This window comes from Methanohalophilus mahii DSM 5219 (assembly GCF_000025865.1).
Taxonomy (GTDB): Archaea; Halobacteriota; Methanosarcinia; order Methanosarcinales; family Methanosarcinaceae; genus Methanohalophilus; species Methanohalophilus mahii.
The window spans coordinates 590,373-607,259 of the sequence record NC_014002.1 but is presented as its reverse complement, the minus strand read 5'-3'; the positions used below and the strand labels follow the sequence as shown (position 1 = coordinate 607,259).

17 protein-coding genes are annotated in these 16,887 nt (G+C 42.7%); 7 read left to right on the top strand and 10 right to left on the bottom strand.

Translation table 11 applies throughout. From position 1 onward, the window contains the following. Positions 1-68 precede the first annotated feature (68 nt). Positions 69-1,085, top strand: a complete 1,017-nt coding sequence (locus tag MMAH_RS02930) for an isocitrate/isopropylmalate dehydrogenase family protein (RefSeq protein ID WP_013037051.1) — start codon at positions 69-71, stop codon at positions 1,083-1,085. Positions 1,086-1,118: 33 nt separating this feature from the next. On the opposite strand, the gene MMAH_RS02925 is transcribed toward MMAH_RS02930, so the two are convergent. Further along, complete coding sequence (locus tag MMAH_RS02925; protein ID WP_013037050.1) at positions 1,119-2,450, bottom strand: homocitrate synthase/isopropylmalate synthase family protein; 1,332 nt, start codon at positions 2,448-2,450, stop codon at positions 1,119-1,121. 281 nt (positions 2,451-2,731) lie between these two features. Here MMAH_RS02925 and MMAH_RS02920 point away from each other — a divergent pair, with 281 nt between their 5' ends. Further along, positions 2,732-3,235, top strand: coding sequence for an amino acid-binding protein (locus MMAH_RS02920; protein WP_048902096.1), 504 nt, complete (start codon positions 2,732-2,734; stop codon positions 3,233-3,235). A gap of 2 nt (positions 3,236-3,237) precedes the next feature. On the opposite strand, the gene MMAH_RS02915 is transcribed toward MMAH_RS02920, so the two are convergent. The 3 genes from MMAH_RS02915 to MMAH_RS02905 are packed head-to-tail and all read right to left on the bottom strand — an operon-like array spanning position 3,238 to position 6,380. Beyond that, positions 3,238-4,434 carry an NAD(P)/FAD-dependent oxidoreductase gene (locus MMAH_RS02915; RefSeq protein WP_013037048.1) on the bottom strand — a complete coding sequence of 399 codons (1,197 nt, stop codon included), beginning with the start codon at positions 4,432-4,434 and terminating at the stop codon, positions 3,238-3,240. Between the two features lie 8 nt (positions 4,435-4,442). Then, positions 4,443-5,726, bottom strand: coding sequence for a 3-phosphoshikimate 1-carboxyvinyltransferase (gene aroA, locus MMAH_RS02910; protein ID WP_013037047.1), 1,284 nt, complete (start codon positions 5,724-5,726; stop codon positions 4,443-4,445). Next, the gene (locus tag MMAH_RS02905) at positions 5,727-6,380 is read right to left on the bottom strand and encodes a thymidylate synthase (RefSeq protein ID WP_013037046.1); all 654 of its coding nucleotides are present in this window, start codon (positions 6,378-6,380) and stop codon (positions 5,727-5,729) included. Positions 6,381-6,501: 121 nt separating this feature from the next. Between MMAH_RS02905 and MMAH_RS02900 the strand changes: the two genes are divergently transcribed. Beyond that, entirely contained in the window at positions 6,502-6,945 is a 444-nt protein-coding gene (locus MMAH_RS02900) for a DUF488 domain-containing protein (RefSeq protein ID WP_013037045.1), read from the top strand. Here the strand turns inward: MMAH_RS02900 and htpX are convergent. The 5 genes from htpX to MMAH_RS02880 all read right to left on the bottom strand — a co-directional run bounded on the left by htpX (position 6,942) and on the right by MMAH_RS02880 (position 11,132). Further along, on the bottom strand, positions 6,942-7,796 hold the full coding sequence (htpX, locus tag MMAH_RS02895; RefSeq protein WP_013037044.1) for a zinc metalloprotease HtpX: 855 nt from the start codon (positions 7,794-7,796) through the stop codon (positions 6,942-6,944). The genes MMAH_RS02900 and htpX overlap by 4 nt on opposite strands. A 93-nt stretch (positions 7,797-7,889) precedes the next feature. Then, complete coding sequence (locus MMAH_RS10730; protein WP_013037043.1) at positions 7,890-8,018, bottom strand: hypothetical protein; 129 nt, start codon at positions 8,016-8,018, stop codon at positions 7,890-7,892. Between the two features lie 79 nt (positions 8,019-8,097). Beyond that, positions 8,098-9,054 carry a DUF5667 domain-containing protein gene (locus MMAH_RS02890; RefSeq protein ID WP_013037042.1) on the bottom strand — a complete coding sequence of 319 codons (957 nt, stop codon included), beginning with the start codon at positions 9,052-9,054 and terminating at the stop codon, positions 8,098-8,100. Between the two features lie 75 nt (positions 9,055-9,129). Then, positions 9,130-9,393: a hypothetical protein gene (locus tag MMAH_RS02885; RefSeq protein ID WP_013037041.1), complete on the bottom strand. Its 264-nt coding sequence runs from the start codon at positions 9,391-9,393 to the stop codon at positions 9,130-9,132. After that, positions 9,390-11,132: a hypothetical protein gene (locus MMAH_RS02880; RefSeq protein ID WP_013037040.1), complete on the bottom strand. Its 1,743-nt coding sequence runs from the start codon at positions 11,130-11,132 to the stop codon at positions 9,390-9,392. The genes MMAH_RS02885 and MMAH_RS02880 overlap by 4 nt, the downstream gene beginning before the upstream one ends. A 262-nt stretch (positions 11,133-11,394) precedes the next feature. Here MMAH_RS02880 and MMAH_RS02875 point away from each other — a divergent pair, with 262 nt between their 5' ends. From MMAH_RS02875 to MMAH_RS02860, 4 genes are all read left to right on the top strand, one after another. Next, positions 11,395-12,231 (top strand): helix-turn-helix transcriptional regulator, encoded by an 837-nt coding sequence (locus MMAH_RS02875; protein WP_157198682.1) that lies wholly within the window; start codon positions 11,395-11,397, stop codon positions 12,229-12,231. A 90-nt stretch (positions 12,232-12,321) separates the two neighbouring features. Next, complete coding sequence (locus MMAH_RS02870; protein ID WP_013037038.1) at positions 12,322-12,828, top strand: amino acid-binding protein; 507 nt, start codon at positions 12,322-12,324, stop codon at positions 12,826-12,828. A 12-nt stretch (positions 12,829-12,840) separates the two neighbouring features. Beyond that, positions 12,841-13,839 (top strand): homoserine dehydrogenase, encoded by a 999-nt coding sequence (locus MMAH_RS02865; RefSeq protein ID WP_013037037.1) that lies wholly within the window; start codon positions 12,841-12,843, stop codon positions 13,837-13,839. A gap of 16 nt (positions 13,840-13,855) precedes the next feature. Continuing rightward, positions 13,856-15,541, top strand: coding sequence for an ATP-dependent DNA ligase (locus MMAH_RS02860; RefSeq protein ID WP_013037036.1), 1,686 nt, complete (start codon positions 13,856-13,858; stop codon positions 15,539-15,541). Here the strand turns inward: MMAH_RS02860 and hmgA are convergent, their stop codons facing one another. Further along, entirely contained in the window at positions 15,542-16,786 is a 1,245-nt protein-coding gene (gene hmgA, locus MMAH_RS02855) for a hydroxymethylglutaryl-CoA reductase (NADPH) (protein ID WP_013037035.1), read from the bottom strand. Positions 16,787-16,887: the final 101 nt, after the last annotated feature.

The following is a 16,887-nucleotide window of genomic DNA, read 5'->3' as shown; positions in this document are numbered from 1 at the left end:
TATATGATGGAACCATTACAGAGGCACACCTAGCCTTATTAACATAAGCAACTACAGAAGTGATTAAAATGAGTAAAACTGCAGCAGTTATTAAAGGAGACGGAGTCGGGCCGGAACTTGTCGATGCCATGTTAAAAGTCGCAAAGGCAGCAGGCACGGATGTGGAGTTTGTAACCTGTGAAGCCGGTGCTACATGGTGGGAAGAAAATGGAGGAAGCACCCTTATCCCTGATAAGACATGGGAAATTCTGGGAAATTCCCATGCTTGCTTCAAAGGACCAACTACCACACCCGGAGGTGCAGGTTCTCCAAAAAGTGTCGCAGTATCAATCAGGCAGAAATACAATCTTTACGCAAATGTCCGGCCTACAAAAACATTCCCCAACACAAATACACCCCTTGGTGATGTTGACTTTATCTGCGTACGTGAAGGAACGGAAGGAATGTACATAGGTGAAGAAGTAAAACTGACGGATGATGTGTATATTGCACTGCGTAAGATTACCCGGCCGGCCTGCCGTAACATTGCCAGGTACGCCTTTGAAGAAGCAAAGAAGCGCGGGTATGATACAGTCGTTCCAATCCACAAGAGCAACATCCTCAAACAGACATGCGGGACTTTCATAGAAGAAGTCGAGAATATAGGAAAACAATATCCCGATATTGACATCTGGGAATACCACATCGACAACATAGCCCAGCAACTTATTAAGAACCCGCAACTATTCAACAAGAAAGTCTTACTTTCCACTAATCTATTCATGGATGTAATCAGCGAAGAATGCTCCGCTCTTATTGGAAGTATAGGCCTGATATATTCCGCAAACATCGGAGATAATTTTGCTATGTTTGAACCTGCACACGGTTCAGCACCAAAATACGCAGGAGAAGATAAAGTGAATCCTGTTGCAACAATTCTTGCCGGTGCCTGGATGCTTGACTATCTCGGAGAAAAAGACAATGCAAATGCTATTTTCAAAGCAACCGAAGAAGTCATTTCCGAAGGCAAATATGTAACTTATGATATGGGTGGCAGTGCAAAACTCAGTGAAATGACAGATGCTATTGTCAACAAAATTCAGTAAAAACAGTAAATATGTATAAGGTGAATAATTACCTTATACATCCTTCTTCTTCTTTCTTGAAAGCGGATCAGGCACATACTCACCTGAATACTCGCTTTCCCTGCTCATGTTCTTTTCTACAACTGGTTCAAACAGGAAGTATTTCTCGACATAACCCTGAATTTCCTCATCAGAGATACAGGATACACGCTTTTCATTGTCATAGAGTGCCTGGATATCCTTCTGTATGGATTTTAGCCTGGGGTCCCTCTTCTCCACAGTGATCTGTACCTCAAGCAATTCCCTCAGGGTCTCCTGAATCTTATACCTCAATACCTCGGTACCTGAAGAATCACCGATAAGGAATATACGTTCTCCACCCACAACCTCCGGAGGATATGGTTCATATGTGAAAGGATTCTTAATAGCTCCAGCAGCATGTATACCTGACTCGTGAGAGAATACATTCTTACCAACCACGGCTTTATTACGAGGTACACGTATGCCTATTTCTTTTTGCATGAATTCAGAGAATTCAGTTATTATATCCAGATTATATTTCTCAAAGCCTTCCACACGTTGATTCAAGAACAAAAGTAATTTTTCCATTTCAGCATTTCCGGCCCTTTCACCTATACCCATAAATGTTACATTGGACCAGTTGGCACCATACCAGTAAGCTGCCATAGAATTTGCAAAACCAAAACCAAAATCATCATGACAGTGGCTTTCAATGTTCTTGACACCAATCTCATCTTTGAGATATTTGGTAATTGAGGGAATACCATAGGGTTCGTCCACTCCATCAAAAGGTATGCCATAGCCGATAGTGTCACATATCCTTATGGTACATTCCGGGTCAATTTCCATTATCTTCTCAATCATTGGATAAACAAAACCATAATTATCTGCACGGGTCATATCTTCCACATGAGCACGGGTAGCAAGGCCATGGTCTACTGCATACTGAAGGGCTTCAAGGTATCTTTCTTCGGCAGCTTCTCTGCTGGGCAATCCCATCTTTTCCAGAATGTGGACATCTGAGACAGACATCAATATCCCGGTTTCATTGAGACCATCAATCTGCAGTACCTGATCTATGTCTTCAGTTTTTGCACGTGCCCAGCCCGTTACCTCAGGTACTTCATATCCCCTGTCAAGCATGAGCTCAATGGCTTTGCGATCTCGTTCATTATAAACGAACGTTTCCAGTTTTTCAATGCCGATCTCGTGCAGATAGTCATAAATTCGAACCTTGTGGCCGCTTTTTAAGACAATTCCCGGCATTTGGGCTCCATCTCTTATGGTACTATCACTGATACAAACCTCCTGATCAAGAGGAAGCTTGATTTTTGGCAGATCTCCATAATCTTTGTATACCTTCACAAAATACCTCCTTCCACACAAATATGATAATCTTAATTCCGTATTTTTAACAATTGGACATTGTAAAATATTTGCGTATAACCCCTAAAAGGGATTTGTTTATTCGTAAAAAGCACATTTAACCGATCAAATCAGGTTGTATTAAGATGGACTTTATCCTTAAAATGTCTTTCTTCCTACATAGAAAAACAAAATAAGAAGTGACCACATACACATTGCAAGAGACAACAAATTATGAAAGAACTTAATTCTATTTATAATTTGAATGAATAGTGATCTGTATGTGGAAAATGTTACTTGAAAAGTTTGAAAAACATCCTGCCCAACAAAAGGTACTAAAAATTTTATTTGAAAGAGGTTTTCAGGTAAGAGAGGACGGGAAAGTGACCTCCGGCAAGATAGATATTGCACATACCCAACTCGCAAAAGAGGCAGGTGTGGACCGTAGGATAGTAGATGCAACTACCAACACAATACTTGAAGATGAAACCCTTAGAAACATATTCGAAAATGTGCGTTCGATCCCCTTCTTAAGGGATGTGGCTCCTGCACTGGGACTTGGTGTAATAATTATTACACCTGAGGATGCGGCAACAGTAGGTATTCTTTCAGAAGTATCAGGTGTGATCGCCTCCCACGGTATCAGTATCAGGCAAGCAGTTTCAGATGATCCATATTTTACCGATCAGGCTAAAATGACAATCATCACTGATTCAAAGGTATCAGGGGACACTGTAAATGAAATCCTTAGCATAAAAAGTGTAAAAGGGGTCAGTATATACTGAATTCACAGCAGGGTTTTCAAAAAAACTACAAAAAAACCTTTAAGGTGCCTGGAATTTAAAGGGTTCAGGAATTTACGCAATAATATGGAAGGCTGATCCATATCCCCATACTTTTCAATTAATGAGATGACATTCGGTTCTGTCAGGGATGAAAATAATTCATTGAACTGTTCATCTGACAAATTACCAACGAAATCGTGCGCTTTCATTCCCAGATTTAGCTCTTTTCCCAGAGCCTGTTTCCAGCGAATTTCATATTCTTCCAGCCGGGATTTGGAAGTATTTTTTTCAAATGCTGCTTTTGCAGCAACTTCACCTGCTATCTTTGCACAGACCGCTCCTGTATAAACACCACCTCCAGATGTTGGTTTTACCTGGCCTGCTGCATCACCGCAGATCAGTACACCGTCAGAAAAGGTCCTGTCTGCAACACCTATAGGAATGCCTCCCACTACAAAATCCAGCATACCGTCTACTGCACGCCCTACTTTTGAAAGATTTCTTTTAAGTTCACAGAGATATGACAGAGAATCACGACTTTCCAGATTATCGGTTGCAAGTCCAAGCCTTACAGTACCGTCTGACAAAGGAATTGCCCATGCAAAAAAACCGGGCGCACAGGCACCCACGAAAAGCTCCACAAAGTCCTGGCGAATCGTTTCCATTTGAACTTCAAACTGGATTCCGGACATGATCCGTGATGGTGCCGGCAGACCCACCATGGAAGCCACACCATGACGTACACCATCTGCACCTATGACCACAGAGGCTTCGATCATCTCAGATTTACCTGCTCTTTGGACGTGCAACCTTTTAAAGCCTGAATTGTTATCTATTGCAACAACTTTTGAATTCAGGAAAATATGCACACCTTCAGACGTTGCCAATGCTGCCAGTTTCCTGTCAAACATCTTACGTGATACCACAAAAGCACGGGTACGCCCACCATCTACCGGAAGGCAGGTCCCTCCTGGGGAATGCACAAAAGCACCCCTGACGCTGTTAATAACTGAAGGGTCAGTGGGACTTATATCACACTCATCCATGGCTCGAACGCTTAAAAGGCCTGCACACTGGACCGGACTTCCGACAGTTGCATGTTCCTCAAGAAGAGCAACCTTTGCCCCGTGTAGAGCAGCATGTCTTGCGGCAACCGAACCCACAGGCCCGGCTCCCACCACTGCAACATCATACCTCATGGTCACAATCACTGTTTATTCACAACAACATCAGCACCCAGAGATCTGACATCATCAAAGAAATTGGGATAAGAAATGAATATTGATTCTGCCGTATCCACCGTTGTATCACCCGCAACCATACCCGCAATCGTAAGTGCCATTACGATACGATGATCATGCCAGCCGTGCAGTTCACTTCCTTTAAGTTTACCTCCTTTTATTGTCAGTTTGTCCTGATCTTCCTTCACAGAAACACCCATCTTCTTGAGTTCTACAGCCATGGCATGTAGCCTGTCAGTTTCCTTATACCTGACATGCTCGGCATTCTCTATCACAGTTTGTCCTTCAGCAACAGCACCCAGAACGGCTATGGTTGGCACAAGGTCCGGCGTTGCTGCAGCATCCACCCGTACACCTTTAAGATCACGTCCGTTAACCGTGACCCGACCATTATCCTTATCCCAGGATATTCCTGCCCCCATTTGCTTGAGTATACCAATTATAGCCATATCCCCCTGCTGGGAGGGGAACATGTTCTTCACAACTACCCTGGAGCCGGTCATTGCGGCAGCGGCCAGTAAATATGATGCAGAAGAAAAGTCTCCTGGAACCAGGTAATCCCTTAAATTGTAATCCTGATTGGGAGGGATGATGAATTTGATATTATGGTTACTATCTTCAAATATTTCAGCTCCGGCTTCACGCAGTATTTCGAGAGTGACATTGACATAGGGTTTTGAACGAAGCTCACCCTTTATTGAAAGTGTAGTACTCTTGCTTGTGAGCGGACATGCTATCAAAAGTGCGGAGATGAATTGGGAACTGATGGACCCATCTATCTTGGCTATTGCTCCTTTCAATCCCCCTTTTACTACAAGGGGAGCACAACCATTATTCAAAGTGGATATTACTTCCACACCCAGGTCATGCAAAACTTCAATAAGGGGTCCGTTTGGCCTGGTTCGCAGGGAGTTGTCACCCGTAAGAATCGATACACCGTCCACAAGGGATGCCACAGCAGTCATGAAACGCAGTGTTGTACCCGAATTACCCACATCAATTACATCTTCAGGAATGTGAGGTTTGCCCTTCACTCCCTCAATAAAAAGGTCTCCTTTCTCCTCGTTAATCTGTGCACCAAGCATTTTACATGCATGAATCGTGGCCTTGGTATCTTCCGAAATAAGTGGCCTGCGAACAACACACTTCTCAGACAGGGAACCAATGGTTATTGCCCTGTGCGTGTAACTTTTTGAGGGAGGTGCAAAAACTTCACCCTCCACACTGGTACGACTTATTTTTACCCTCATTTAGCACACTCCTGTTACAATCTTTTCAATGCGATCCCAGTCATGTTCATAGATATGTGCAGATACACTGATCGTTGTAATCGTACCTGTATCATAACCGGCATTCTGTGCCACATACTTTAGAAGCTGTGAAAGACCGTAAAGGTTTGCAGGATAGGCTCCTGCGAAATCATGACTGCGGAAAAGAGTGGTCATATGAACTTGATTGTTTCGGACTTTGAAATCATCGAGAATCATACATGGTACTTCATCAACTTCAGTATCAATATATGGAATCCATGTTACCGCAGTTGCCCTGCGAGTGGTTTTACTGTTTTTGAGTTTGTCAATTACATAAGAGATCTGATCCACTCGCTCATCCCAGTTGCGTAATCGCTGCCCATAAGTATATTCGAAGTCCTGAGGATTTTGCCCCGTGATCAGCTGTTTTGCATATTCATCCAGACGCTCCTGGTTCCAGGAAATGTCAGCCGGTATCTCATTGGAATAAGGATCATTAATAACAACCATAAGATTCATGAATTCCTTGATTTTGCTACCCCTTTCATCAGTTACATTTTCCCCGTGATTCCATATGATATTGAGTCCGCGATACCATGCATCGCTAATCGTATCGGCCTTAATTATTCGTCCTATGGGCGTGTTGTGAACCATGTCAAATCCTCTCCAGATGCAAAGGAATAGAATTTCATGAATATATAATCCTTACCTGAATAGACCCATATATAACAACCCATCGAAATACTAATGAAACCGGGAATCAAACAGAGTATTTATGGAAGACCGGCGGATATGCTATACTATTGGTTATGGAAATAGCATTTTTAATGAATTCCTGAATAGATTACTGGACAACAGCGTAAAAATCGTTATAGATGTACGTAGTTATCCGCAATCACAGCGTCTGGAATTCAATGCAGAAAACCTGAAAATGAAACTCCCAGAGAATGAAATTGTCTATTATCACTACCCTTTGCTTGGAGGAAGGGGCAAGCGTTCTTATATAGAATATATGAAAAGTGCAGACTTCATGAAGGGGTTTGCAGACCTATTATACCAGATAAAAAGAAGTGCAGACAACGATACAAAGATCGCTCTTATGTGTGCAGAAAAAAATCCGCGCAACTGCCATCGCAGGCATATTGCAGAAAGACTTGAAAAAGAGGGGATAAAGGTGATGCACCTGACCGAAACGGGACAGGAATCACTCACCTTTTAATGCATATTTTCCAGACGTTTAACACGCTCTTCTGTAGAGGGATGCGTGCGGAAAAGGTTGGCAATCGTACTTTTCTTTATAGGATTGACAATGAACATATGGGCAGTACTTTCAGATGCCTTTACATCCCTGGGATTCTGCCTGTAATTGCTTGTACCCTTTTCAAGTTTAGAAAGAGCACTTGCAAGAGCCCGGGGGTTTTTGGAAATACGAGCTCCTTCTGAATCCGCTGCAAATTCACGGGACCTGGAGATTGCAAGGCGTATAATCGTGGCTGCAAGGGGAGCAACGATTACAAGAGCCAGAAAGCCTATGATATTATTGCCTTCACCGTCACGTCCGCCGAGTCCTCCAAATATTGCTGCCCACTGGGCCCATGTGGCAACCAGGGTGATTACACCTGCAATTGTTGCAGCTATTGCACTGATCAGTGTATCCCTATTCCTGACATGAGCAAGTTCATGAGCCAGAACACCTTCGATCTCCTCTGAATTCAGAATATTCATAATACCTGTAGTCACTGCCACGGCAGCATGCTCAGGATTCCTGCCTGTAGCAAAAGCATTGGGCATGGATGTCTCAACGATATAAACTCGCGGCATTGGAAGGCCGGCATTATAAGCTAAATTATGCACTATCCGGTACAGCTGTGGAGCTTCGGTTTCTGTAACTTCCTTTGCCTTGTACATTTTAAGCACAATCTTGTCACTATACCAGTAGGTACCGAAATTCATGAGGATAGCAAAGGCAAAAGCAACCAGCATTCCCCCTGTACCCCAGTACGAACCAACCATTACCAGCAGACCAGTGAGTGTCGCAAGTAATATTGTAGTTTTAAGCATGTTCTTCATGATATACCTCGAGCATACTTCGGATTATGTCAAAATAAGCTCATATTAGTAAATGAGAATGATTTGTAATTCTATAAAAACATTTTGGATAATTTAGGTTACCCCTACAATGCCTACAAAAAACAGGGCTAACAGAAACATGATTACAAGAGCAAAAATGAGGAGCACGGCACCTGGATTGTATTGTGCACCTTCCTCTCCATAATTTTTAGTGCTTTTCATAACCATCTCCTGATGTCATCATATTTTATTATCTAAACCATTCTATTAGTAAATGTCCCTCAAAAAAGAAAGAGGATAGTCAGATATCCTCTACAGTAGTGTTGGATCCAGTACCATTCGCTGCTTCATTATTATTTCCTGCTTCTTCATCAATACCAGATGATCTGTTCATATCTTTTGATATACTAGGCACTGATATTCCTCTTTCCTCCAATTCATTTTTAGCAGACTCTCTGCCCATTTCTGATTGCTCTATTGCATCCTGTATCGATGCTCTGGCCTGTTCAGGAACTTTTTGCTTTACATCTTCGAGAACACTTAGGTGTAATGATGTTGCTTTTGCAACTATCTCATTGGCTTTTGAAGGATCTTTGCCAGCCTCTTGTGCAATATCTGATATCTCCTCTCCAAACCGTGCATATTTCTGATACTCTTCAGATGCTTCAACAACTCCTTCTGCATCTCCGTTCTCTGCAGATTCGTTAGCTTTTTCCAACCGATTATCTGCAACTTCCATTGCTATTTCAGCAGATTTCTCCGGGTTTTCTTGAGCCAATGCCTTTAATGCTTCCTGATTTCCTCTTATGGACCTCTCCCTTGCATCAGCAATCTTTTCTTTTGCTTGCTCAGGGACTCTTTCCTGTAAATCGTCAAGTACAACTATATGCTGGTAAGTTGCATTCGAAACACGTTCTGCTAATTGTTCTTTATCATCACTATTTTGTGCTGAAGCTGCAATTGCGGTTGACTTATTGATATTCTCCTCATATTCCCTAGTAAGATCGTCTATGTATTCGGGCTTTCCTTTATCAGCCATCGCCTCGGCTTCAGCCAATCTTAATTCTGCATGTTCCAGTGCCCTATCAACTTTGGCCTCTTCACCAAATGTAAAGACATTCCCTACACGTTCTATTACTTTTTTTGGACCATAAAAGGGACTGTCAGGCAATATCCCTGTTTCAGGCAATTCTGTTTGTGCAGCAACTGCACCACTTAACAAGAACATTAATAAAACTGACAATATTATTTTCTTCATCTTTATTCCTCCATCATTAAATTACTTGCAATTAATTTTATTTACAAAACGGAACTTGAAAAGAAAGAGGATAATTTATATATCCTCCACAGTTATATCGGATTCATTATCCACCCCTTCAAGCATTGATTCAAGTTCTGCGAGGTCATCTTCCAATGATGATATCTCCTCACCTGTAAGAGCTGCACCTTCTTTTGAAAAAATATCTTCTGCAACATCTTTGGATACAGTTTCATTTTCCATTTCTGAATCACCCTGGTCTGTACAACCCGATACCATCAGGGATGAAAACATGAGCAAGACTATCATGAATGAAATGGCTCTTTTCATTCGATTCATTCCTCTCCCGCCTCGTCATTGTCATTCATTGTACTGTTTACCGAGTCTTCCCCATCATCGATCTCCATAAACTGTTCGATTTGTTCATCTGTCAATGAGGTTCTGTTACCGATCTCGGCTATGATTTCGTTCATAGCGGTGGTATTGAGGGTAAATTCATCCTCGGTTTCATTGAACTTTATTTTTACTTCTGATTGCTGATCCTCAATTTCTACTTCAATCTCGATTTCTTCCCCATCTACAAAATCTTCCCCATCATCAATCTCCATGTACTGTTCGATTTGTTCATCTGTCAATGAGGTTCTATTACCGATCTCGGCCATTATTTCATTCATATCGGTGGTATTGAGGGTAAACTCATCCTCTGTTTCATTGATCTTAATTTTTACTTCTGATTGCTGGCCCTCAATTTCTACTTCAATCTCGATTTCTTCCCCATCTACAGAATCTTCATCTTCCGCAGAATAAGTTCCGGCCCAATCCATGGTTTCAGAATCCGTGGAATAGGTACCTTCCCCGCTAAACACCGTACTGCCTTGACCCTCTGCATCAATGGAGATGTTCTCTCCTGATACCATCATAGTAAGACGGCTGCCGTTGATATGAGCATCTCCCGTGAAGTCAAGGTATACTGCTGCAGGAGTACCCCTACCCATGGATTCTTCAGGAGTGATCCGTTCATATTCCCCATCAATCTCTATGGTTGCATCACCTGCCAGGTCCTTCACAACAAGTTTTGCATCTGTTGCCGAGAGGCTTACATTAAAAATACCGGACAGCACAGCTGTACCATTTCCTTGTGCACTGACATTTGTATCTTCTGAAAGATCAGCAAATCCCTGCCTGTGATCTTTCAGGAACTCCAGGATGTCACGGAGCACATCATTTGCCTGACGTGTAGCATTCACTGACTGTTGCATGTAGGCAAGGGATTCACTGCTACCTTGTTCATCATCCAGAGCCAGTTCACGGAATTCGGATGCATCCTCAACCAAACTGTTATACTGGTCCAGCATCTGCTCGGCCTCTGTGGTATCCACACCGCTTTCATTGAGGTTTTCTATCTCGGATTCAAGACGCTCGGAAATGGAGTCGGCTTTATCAAGATAGTTTTCAACACCATTCAAAACGCTGAGTGACCTGAATTTGTAGAGATCTTTTGAGGCATTCTGCCATATCTTACGTACATCCCGTGCGATCTCTGCAAGCTCTTTCCGGTCTTTGGCATTTTCGAGTTTTTCCTGCTGATCTTCAAGTTGCACAATATATCCATCGATTCTGTCGATGGAATCCTCTGGTACACCTTTATCCTCGAAATCTTCTTTTGTATCGGACAGACGGGTTACCATGTAGTTAATCGTATCATTTAGATACTCACTGGATACATTGTATACCTCTTCGGAATTAGCGGCTATTTGTCCCTTTTGGACCCTGTCCTTTACATTCAGGAGTTTATTCCTAGAATTCTCATAATTGTTCTTCATCCGCTCCCTCTGGTCAAGAGCCTTGTCGCGAGCAGAAGCTTCAGGGTTTGGAGTATTGCCAGGGTTCATATTGCCCCTGTCCGTATTCATTTCCATATTCCTTCCTGGTTCATCAGGGACGGAAGTATTGTTAGGGCTCATGTTGGCCCGGTCCATATTCCTTCCATCATCTGGCTTTGCAACTGCAACAGATGTAAACATACTTGCACACATTGCAATGACCATAATAAATGTCAATATTTTTCTGAAATTCATTCCAATCCTCCTTGTATTTAGCATCGTTATCAATTGCATATTGGACGGATGAGAATATAAATATACTTATAAAACAGGCAATTTTTAAAAAAAACAAAGGATTTTAAAACTTTACAAAGGTTTAATTTTCATAAATAAGGTTTAAATTTGGTTTAAAATCTAATTAAAGCCAATAAAACCGATTAATATACAAAAAATACCAAGAAAAGAAGAATTATATTTTCAATAAACAATATATGCAATACTGCATTAAACTAGGAGTGTGATTAAAAAACAACTTCGAATAGCCACGATTGTTCTTCTGTGCACGCTGATGTTGGGTTACTGTGCCGCAGCCGAAGAAACTGCAACAGTCCATGGCTCACTATATAACTGGTATACTTTAGAACCACAGGAAGATGTCATACTCGAAATAAACACAACTCCTGCACAAACCATAGTGGCAAGTAATGGGATATATGCATTCACCCTGGAACCCGGTTCATATCTTATAAAAGCCAGAGGTTATGAAAACGGCAAACTTACATCTTACTCCGAAGAAGAAATTACAATCAAAAAGCAAGGAGATTACGTAATCGACATTCTCCTTTATCCGGCATATGAAGAAGATATTGAAGACTTCAACGATACTGAATTAAACAACCTGACAACCTCTGTAGAGGAAGACACAAGAATCGTTGAAGAAACTTCTGATGACAGGGACAATTCCTACTACCTACTAATTCTCATAATTCCATTACTTATTGTTGCCATCTATTTTTATAGGCACAACAAAGAAAAGAATGTCAAAAATTCTGTTACCAGCAGTCCAGATATATCCGAAATAGAACAGGCACATGAATTGGAGAAAGCGGGTGAAAAATCTCATACTTCAAGGCCAAAAGAGGCGGAAACAAAAGAAGAGGAACTACCCGCAGACCTGAAGGAAATTCTGGCAATCATACAGAAAGCCGGAGGAAGAATCACCCAGAAAGACCTCCGGCAGAAACTTAATTGTTCAGAGGCAAAAACAAGCCTGATGATCGCAGATCTGCAGAGAAGAGGACTTATTGACAAGTTCAAAAAAGGAAGAGGAAATATACTGGTATTGAAAGATTGAAAAGTTCCCGACCACCAAAACCTATAATTGTCTATTACCCGTTAGGAATGTAAAACAGATAATCCGAATTATACCAAAAGGAGGTCACCTATGAGAGTTTCAATGGATATAGAACTGAAAGACACGCCAGGTCAGCTCCTTTGCGCTCTGACACCCATATCAGAATTACGCGGGAACCTGAAATCAATTGTCCACCATCATGAAGAAAGGACACCAAGAGGCACCATTCCAGTACAGCTCGTTTTTGAGGCTGAACCTGATAATCTCGATGCAATTATAGAAAAACTGGAAGAAAATGGTATCGGCATCAGCAGAGTAGATGAAGAGAGGTTGATCGAGGAAGGAGCAGTAATCCTGATTGGCCATATCGTCCATACTGATATTCAGGACACCATCGACAGCATTGACAGGACCGGCTATGCAGAAGTTGTGGATATTTCCCTTTCCATGCCCCACATAAACACCACTTCATCTGCTTCCCTGAAGATTTGTGCTGTCGGGATAAAGGAACTGCATGAAGCAATCAGCATACTCAAAGATGTTGCAGAGAAAAAAGACCTGCTTGTTGTTGAGCCCATACGGGCAGAATTTTCCTGAGGTGTTATACATATGAAAATGATTCGTGCATCTATAATCGGTTTTGGTTCTGTAGGACAGGGAGCAGCTCAAGTATTCCTCCAGAAAAAAAAAGAGATTCAAAAAAAGGGTTTTGACCTGAAAGTTGTTGCTGTGGCAGATTCGAGAAGTGCTGCTATCGATGAGAAAGGCCTTGATCTTGAAATGGTCCTCAACAGTAAAAAGGAAAATGGACGAGTGGGATCCGAAACACTTAGTGGCCTGGAAATTATCAGGAATGTAGAACATGAAGTTGTCATTGAAACCACCCCTACCGATATTGAAACCGGAGGAGTGGGCCTTGAAAACATGTTGACAGCTTTTGAAAAAGGAATGGATGTGGTCACATCCAACAAAGGCCCCCTGGCCCTCAAATACGGGGAACTTGCAGAAGCTGCCCAAAAAAACAATGCTAAATTCAGGTTTGAGGCAACTGTCGGTGGTGCCATGCCGGCAATAAACCTGATACGTGATACTATAGCAGGCAACTCAATTATCAGTATTGAAGGAATCCTGAATGGAACCTGCAATTACATCTTAACAAGGATGATGGAAGAGCACGCATCATATGAACAGATGCTTGCAGAATCCCAGGAGTTAGGGATTGCTGAAACCGACCCAACCTATGATGTGGAAGGGATCGATGCTGCCTGTAAACTTGTAATCCTTGCAAACTATGTATTCGATATGAAAGCAACATACCATGATGTGGATGTAAAAGGTATTACCAGCATTACCCCGGAAGCACTTGCACTGGCTCAATCCGAAGGATATGTCATCAAGCAGATCGGGGAAGTAAAGGACGGATTAATCCAAACATCACCACGTCTTGTACCGGAAAGCCACCCACTTGCTGTAGGGGGAACCCTTAATGTGATTTCGGTGCAGACCGACCTGGCAGGCACGGTTACCTCAACTGGCAGGGGTGCGGGTTCTATCGAGACCGCAAGTGCGATCCTGAGCGACCTTATATCCATTTACAGGGAAGATTGAGAACAGGTGTTCATAAGTGACTTCTTTTGAATATTTTGCAAATACATGTGCGAGCATCGAACATATCCCCGGTTCACTGGAAATGACCGATGTGATTGCAAAACTCCTAAAAGAGGTCACAATTGAAGAACTTCCTATTGTGACCCACTTTGTAATGGGTTCGGTTTTCCCTGCCTGGAGTGACAGGCAGATGGGTGTAGGAAACAGGCTCCTATATACTGCTCTCTCAAAATCATCAGGGGTTTCAGAGGAGGAAATAGAAAATATCATCCGCAAAACCGGGGATATAGGGGAAACAGCAGTACAAGCCCTATCCTCCAATCCTGCCGGACAATCTACATTCTCAGCATTTATTGAAGAAAAACCCGGCATGGAGATCAAAGAAGTCTATGAGAGGTTTACCCATATTGCAGATACTGCAGGTAAACGTTCCCACGGTACCAAAATAAAAAATCTACAGTATCTTTTCAATTCGGCAACACCTATAGAGGCACGATACCTCGCCCGGCTTGCTATCGAACAGCTGCGTATCGGAGTGGGAGAAGGAATCGTCCGAGACGCGATCTCCAAAGCTTTTGAAACTGATGTGGACGTAGTCGAGCGGGCACTCATGCTGACAAACGACCTGGGGCTTGTAGCCGTTGCAGCCTGCAATGGTGGCAATGAAGAAGTACAGAAACTTGACATCCAGCTGAATCGCCCTGTCAAAATGATGCTTGCACAGGTAACATCCAGTATCCAGTCAGCCCTTAATGACCTAGGAGAAGTTGCCGTAGAATGGAAATTTGACGGGGCAAGAGTGCAGATACATAAAGAAGGAGAGAACATACACATATTTTCCCGCAGACTTGAGAATGTAACATCCTCCCTGCCCGATGTAGTAAAAGAAGTGCAGGAAAATGTGAATGCAGACACGGCTATTCTAGAAGGAGAAGCCGTGGCGATCGGAAAAGATGGCAAACCCCGGGCATTCCAGGACATACTTAAGCGGTTCAGAAGAAAATATGATGTTGAAGCAATTGCCAAAGCAATCCCTCTCAAACTAAACCTCTTTGACGTGCTCTATCTTAACGGGGAAAGTCTGATTGACAATCCTCTCAGGAAAAGAAGAGAGTTGTTGTTCCAGAATGTCCAGAGCAGTGACAGGATACTCGTAGACAGACAAGTAATCACCGATAATGAGGAAGAGATACAGGAAATCTATGCAGATGCTCTCAGGGCAGGCCATGAAGGAATAATGATTAAAAAGCCCGATGCACCTTATTCCCCTGGTAAAAGAGGCAAAAACTGGCTTAAGAAGAAACCACTCATGGAAACCCTGGATCTTGTGGTTATCGGTGCTGAGTGGGGATATGGACGTCGTGCAAACCTGATTGGTTCCTATGCCCTTGGTTGTTATGACCCGGACACCGGAAAATTCCCTGCCATTGGCAAGGTAGCCACCGGCATTACAGATGAAAAACTGGCAGAACTTACCACACTTTTTTCTGATCTTGTTGTCTATGAAGCGGGCAGAAAAATAGAATTAAAACCGGAAATTGTCTTTGAGATTGCTTTTGAAGAGATACAAAAGAGTCCCAATTATGAATCCGGATATGCCCTGCGTTTTCCCAGGCTTGTTAATGTGAGGGATGATAAATCCCCTGAAGAAGCAGAGAGCCTGGAAAGGATAGGGGAGATATATCACTCCCAGAGATCCTGATCATCGTCCCAGTTCGGCATGGGCACGTGCCAGATGACCGGCTGCCTGTGCACCTACAAGAGAGATTTCTCCTGCAAGTACCGCTGATGCTATGATTTCAGCCAGTTTTTTTGAATTGGCACCGGGCACATCACTTCCACCAGCAACTCCCAGCAAACCCAGGCATTCTGCCTGAGTACCTATTTTGGTGCCTCCTCCTACGGTACCAAGCTGCAATGCCGGCAGGGTCACAGTACAATAAAGGGAACCATATTTTGTGACATCCATTGTAGTTATCGCACTGCTACCCTCAACAACATGAGCAGGGTCCTGGCCACAGGCAATATACATGGCAGCGATTATATTAGCCGCATGGGCATTGAATCCCAAGGACTGGGCACGTGCTGAACCCAGAAGGTTTTTCCTGTAATTCACCTCTTCCATCGCTTGCGGAGTGGTCTTTAACTTCTTTTCTACAACTTCAGCAGTTAACTCAACTTCCACAACCACAGTTTTACCCCGGCCCTTGATGTTATTGATTGCTGCGGGTTTTTTGTCGGAGCACATGTTTCCGGAAAGCGACACCGGATAAACACCGAATTCATCACTGATCAGGTCCACAATTGCCTGGGTAGCAATGGTTACCATATTCATTCCCATGGCATCCTTGGTGTCAAATTCAAAACGCAGGTAAACATTGTTACCCAGGACATATGGCCCAACATCGGTAAGTTTACCAAAACGTGTTGTTTCAGAAGCTTTATTTTGAAGTTGTTCAAAAACGTCCCCGTCTTTTATCCAGTCAACAAATTCTTTTGCGTGATTGATATCATTCATCCTGAACACAGGTGCCCTGGTCATCACTTCATTGAAGACCCTCACTACAGTACCACCTGAAGCAGAAATAGCTGAACACCCACGGTTAACACTGGCAACCAGGGCCCCTTCTGTCGTGGCAAGAGGAAGATAATAATCCCCTTGCGCAAATTCCCCCCTTATTTTTACGGGACCTGCTATTCCCAGAGGAACCTGCACCGCCCCAATCATATTTTCAATATTGCGCTTACTTGCTTCATTTTCATTTATACTGAAGCTACCAATATGTTCCAATTGTACATCCCTGATTTTTTCCAGAGCCATTCTGCGAAGGAGCACAGCCCTGTCCTTTTCGACATGTTTGTCCAAACGATGCATTGAAAGGTCGCCACTTACAAGTTGGCCCAATAATTCCTCTTCTGCCATAGAAAGTTGATTTTCTGGATTCATTGTGATCACTAATGATTTTGTGAATATGTATAATTAGCACATATTGTTACAAGTATTCCACGCATAATAATCTTTAGAAAATAAAATATTAAAACATAATT

Excerpts from the sequence above, each read along its gene's own strand:
- MMAH_RS02885 (WP_013037041.1), bottom strand. The coding sequence starts at position 9,393 with ATGAATCGAATGAAAAGAGCCATTTCATTCATGATAGTCTTGCTCATG.
- MMAH_RS10730 (WP_013037043.1), bottom strand. The coding sequence starts at position 8,018 with ATGAAAAGCACTAAAAATTATGGAGAGGAAGGTGCACAATACAATCCA.
- MMAH_RS02880 (WP_013037040.1), bottom strand. The coding sequence starts at position 11,132 with ATGAATTTCAGAAAAATATTGACATTTATTATGGTCATTGCAATGTGT.
- MMAH_RS02930 (WP_013037051.1), top strand. The coding sequence starts at position 69 with ATGAGTAAAACTGCAGCAGTTATTAAAGGAGACGGAGTCGGGCCGGAA.
- htpX (WP_013037044.1), bottom strand. The coding sequence starts at position 7,796 with ATGAAGAACATGCTTAAAACTACAATATTACTTGCGACACTCACTGGT.
- aroA (WP_013037047.1), bottom strand. The coding sequence starts at position 5,726 with ATGAGGGTAAAAATAAGTCGTACCAGTGTGGAGGGTGAAGTTTTTGCA.
- MMAH_RS02865 (WP_013037037.1), top strand. The coding sequence starts at position 12,841 with ATGAAAATGATTCGTGCATCTATAATCGGTTTTGGTTCTGTAGGACAG.
- MMAH_RS02870 (WP_013037038.1), top strand. The coding sequence starts at position 12,322 with ATGAGAGTTTCAATGGATATAGAACTGAAAGACACGCCAGGTCAGCTC.
- MMAH_RS02915 (WP_013037048.1), bottom strand. The coding sequence starts at position 4,434 with ATGAGGTATGATGTTGCAGTGGTGGGAGCCGGGCCTGTGGGTTCGGTT.
- MMAH_RS02890 (WP_013037042.1), bottom strand. The coding sequence starts at position 9,054 with ATGAAGAAAATAATATTGTCAGTTTTATTAATGTTCTTGTTAAGTGGT.
- MMAH_RS02900 (WP_013037045.1), top strand. The coding sequence starts at position 6,502 with ATGGAAGACCGGCGGATATGCTATACTATTGGTTATGGAAATAGCATT.
- MMAH_RS02905 (WP_013037046.1), bottom strand. The coding sequence starts at position 6,380 with ATGGTTCACAACACGCCCATAGGACGAATAATTAAGGCCGATACGATT.
- MMAH_RS02920 (WP_048902096.1), top strand. The coding sequence starts at position 2,732 with ATGTGGAAAATGTTACTTGAAAAGTTTGAAAAACATCCTGCCCAACAA.
- hmgA (WP_013037035.1), bottom strand. The coding sequence starts at position 16,786 with ATGAATCCAGAAAATCAACTTTCTATGGCAGAAGAGGAATTATTGGGC.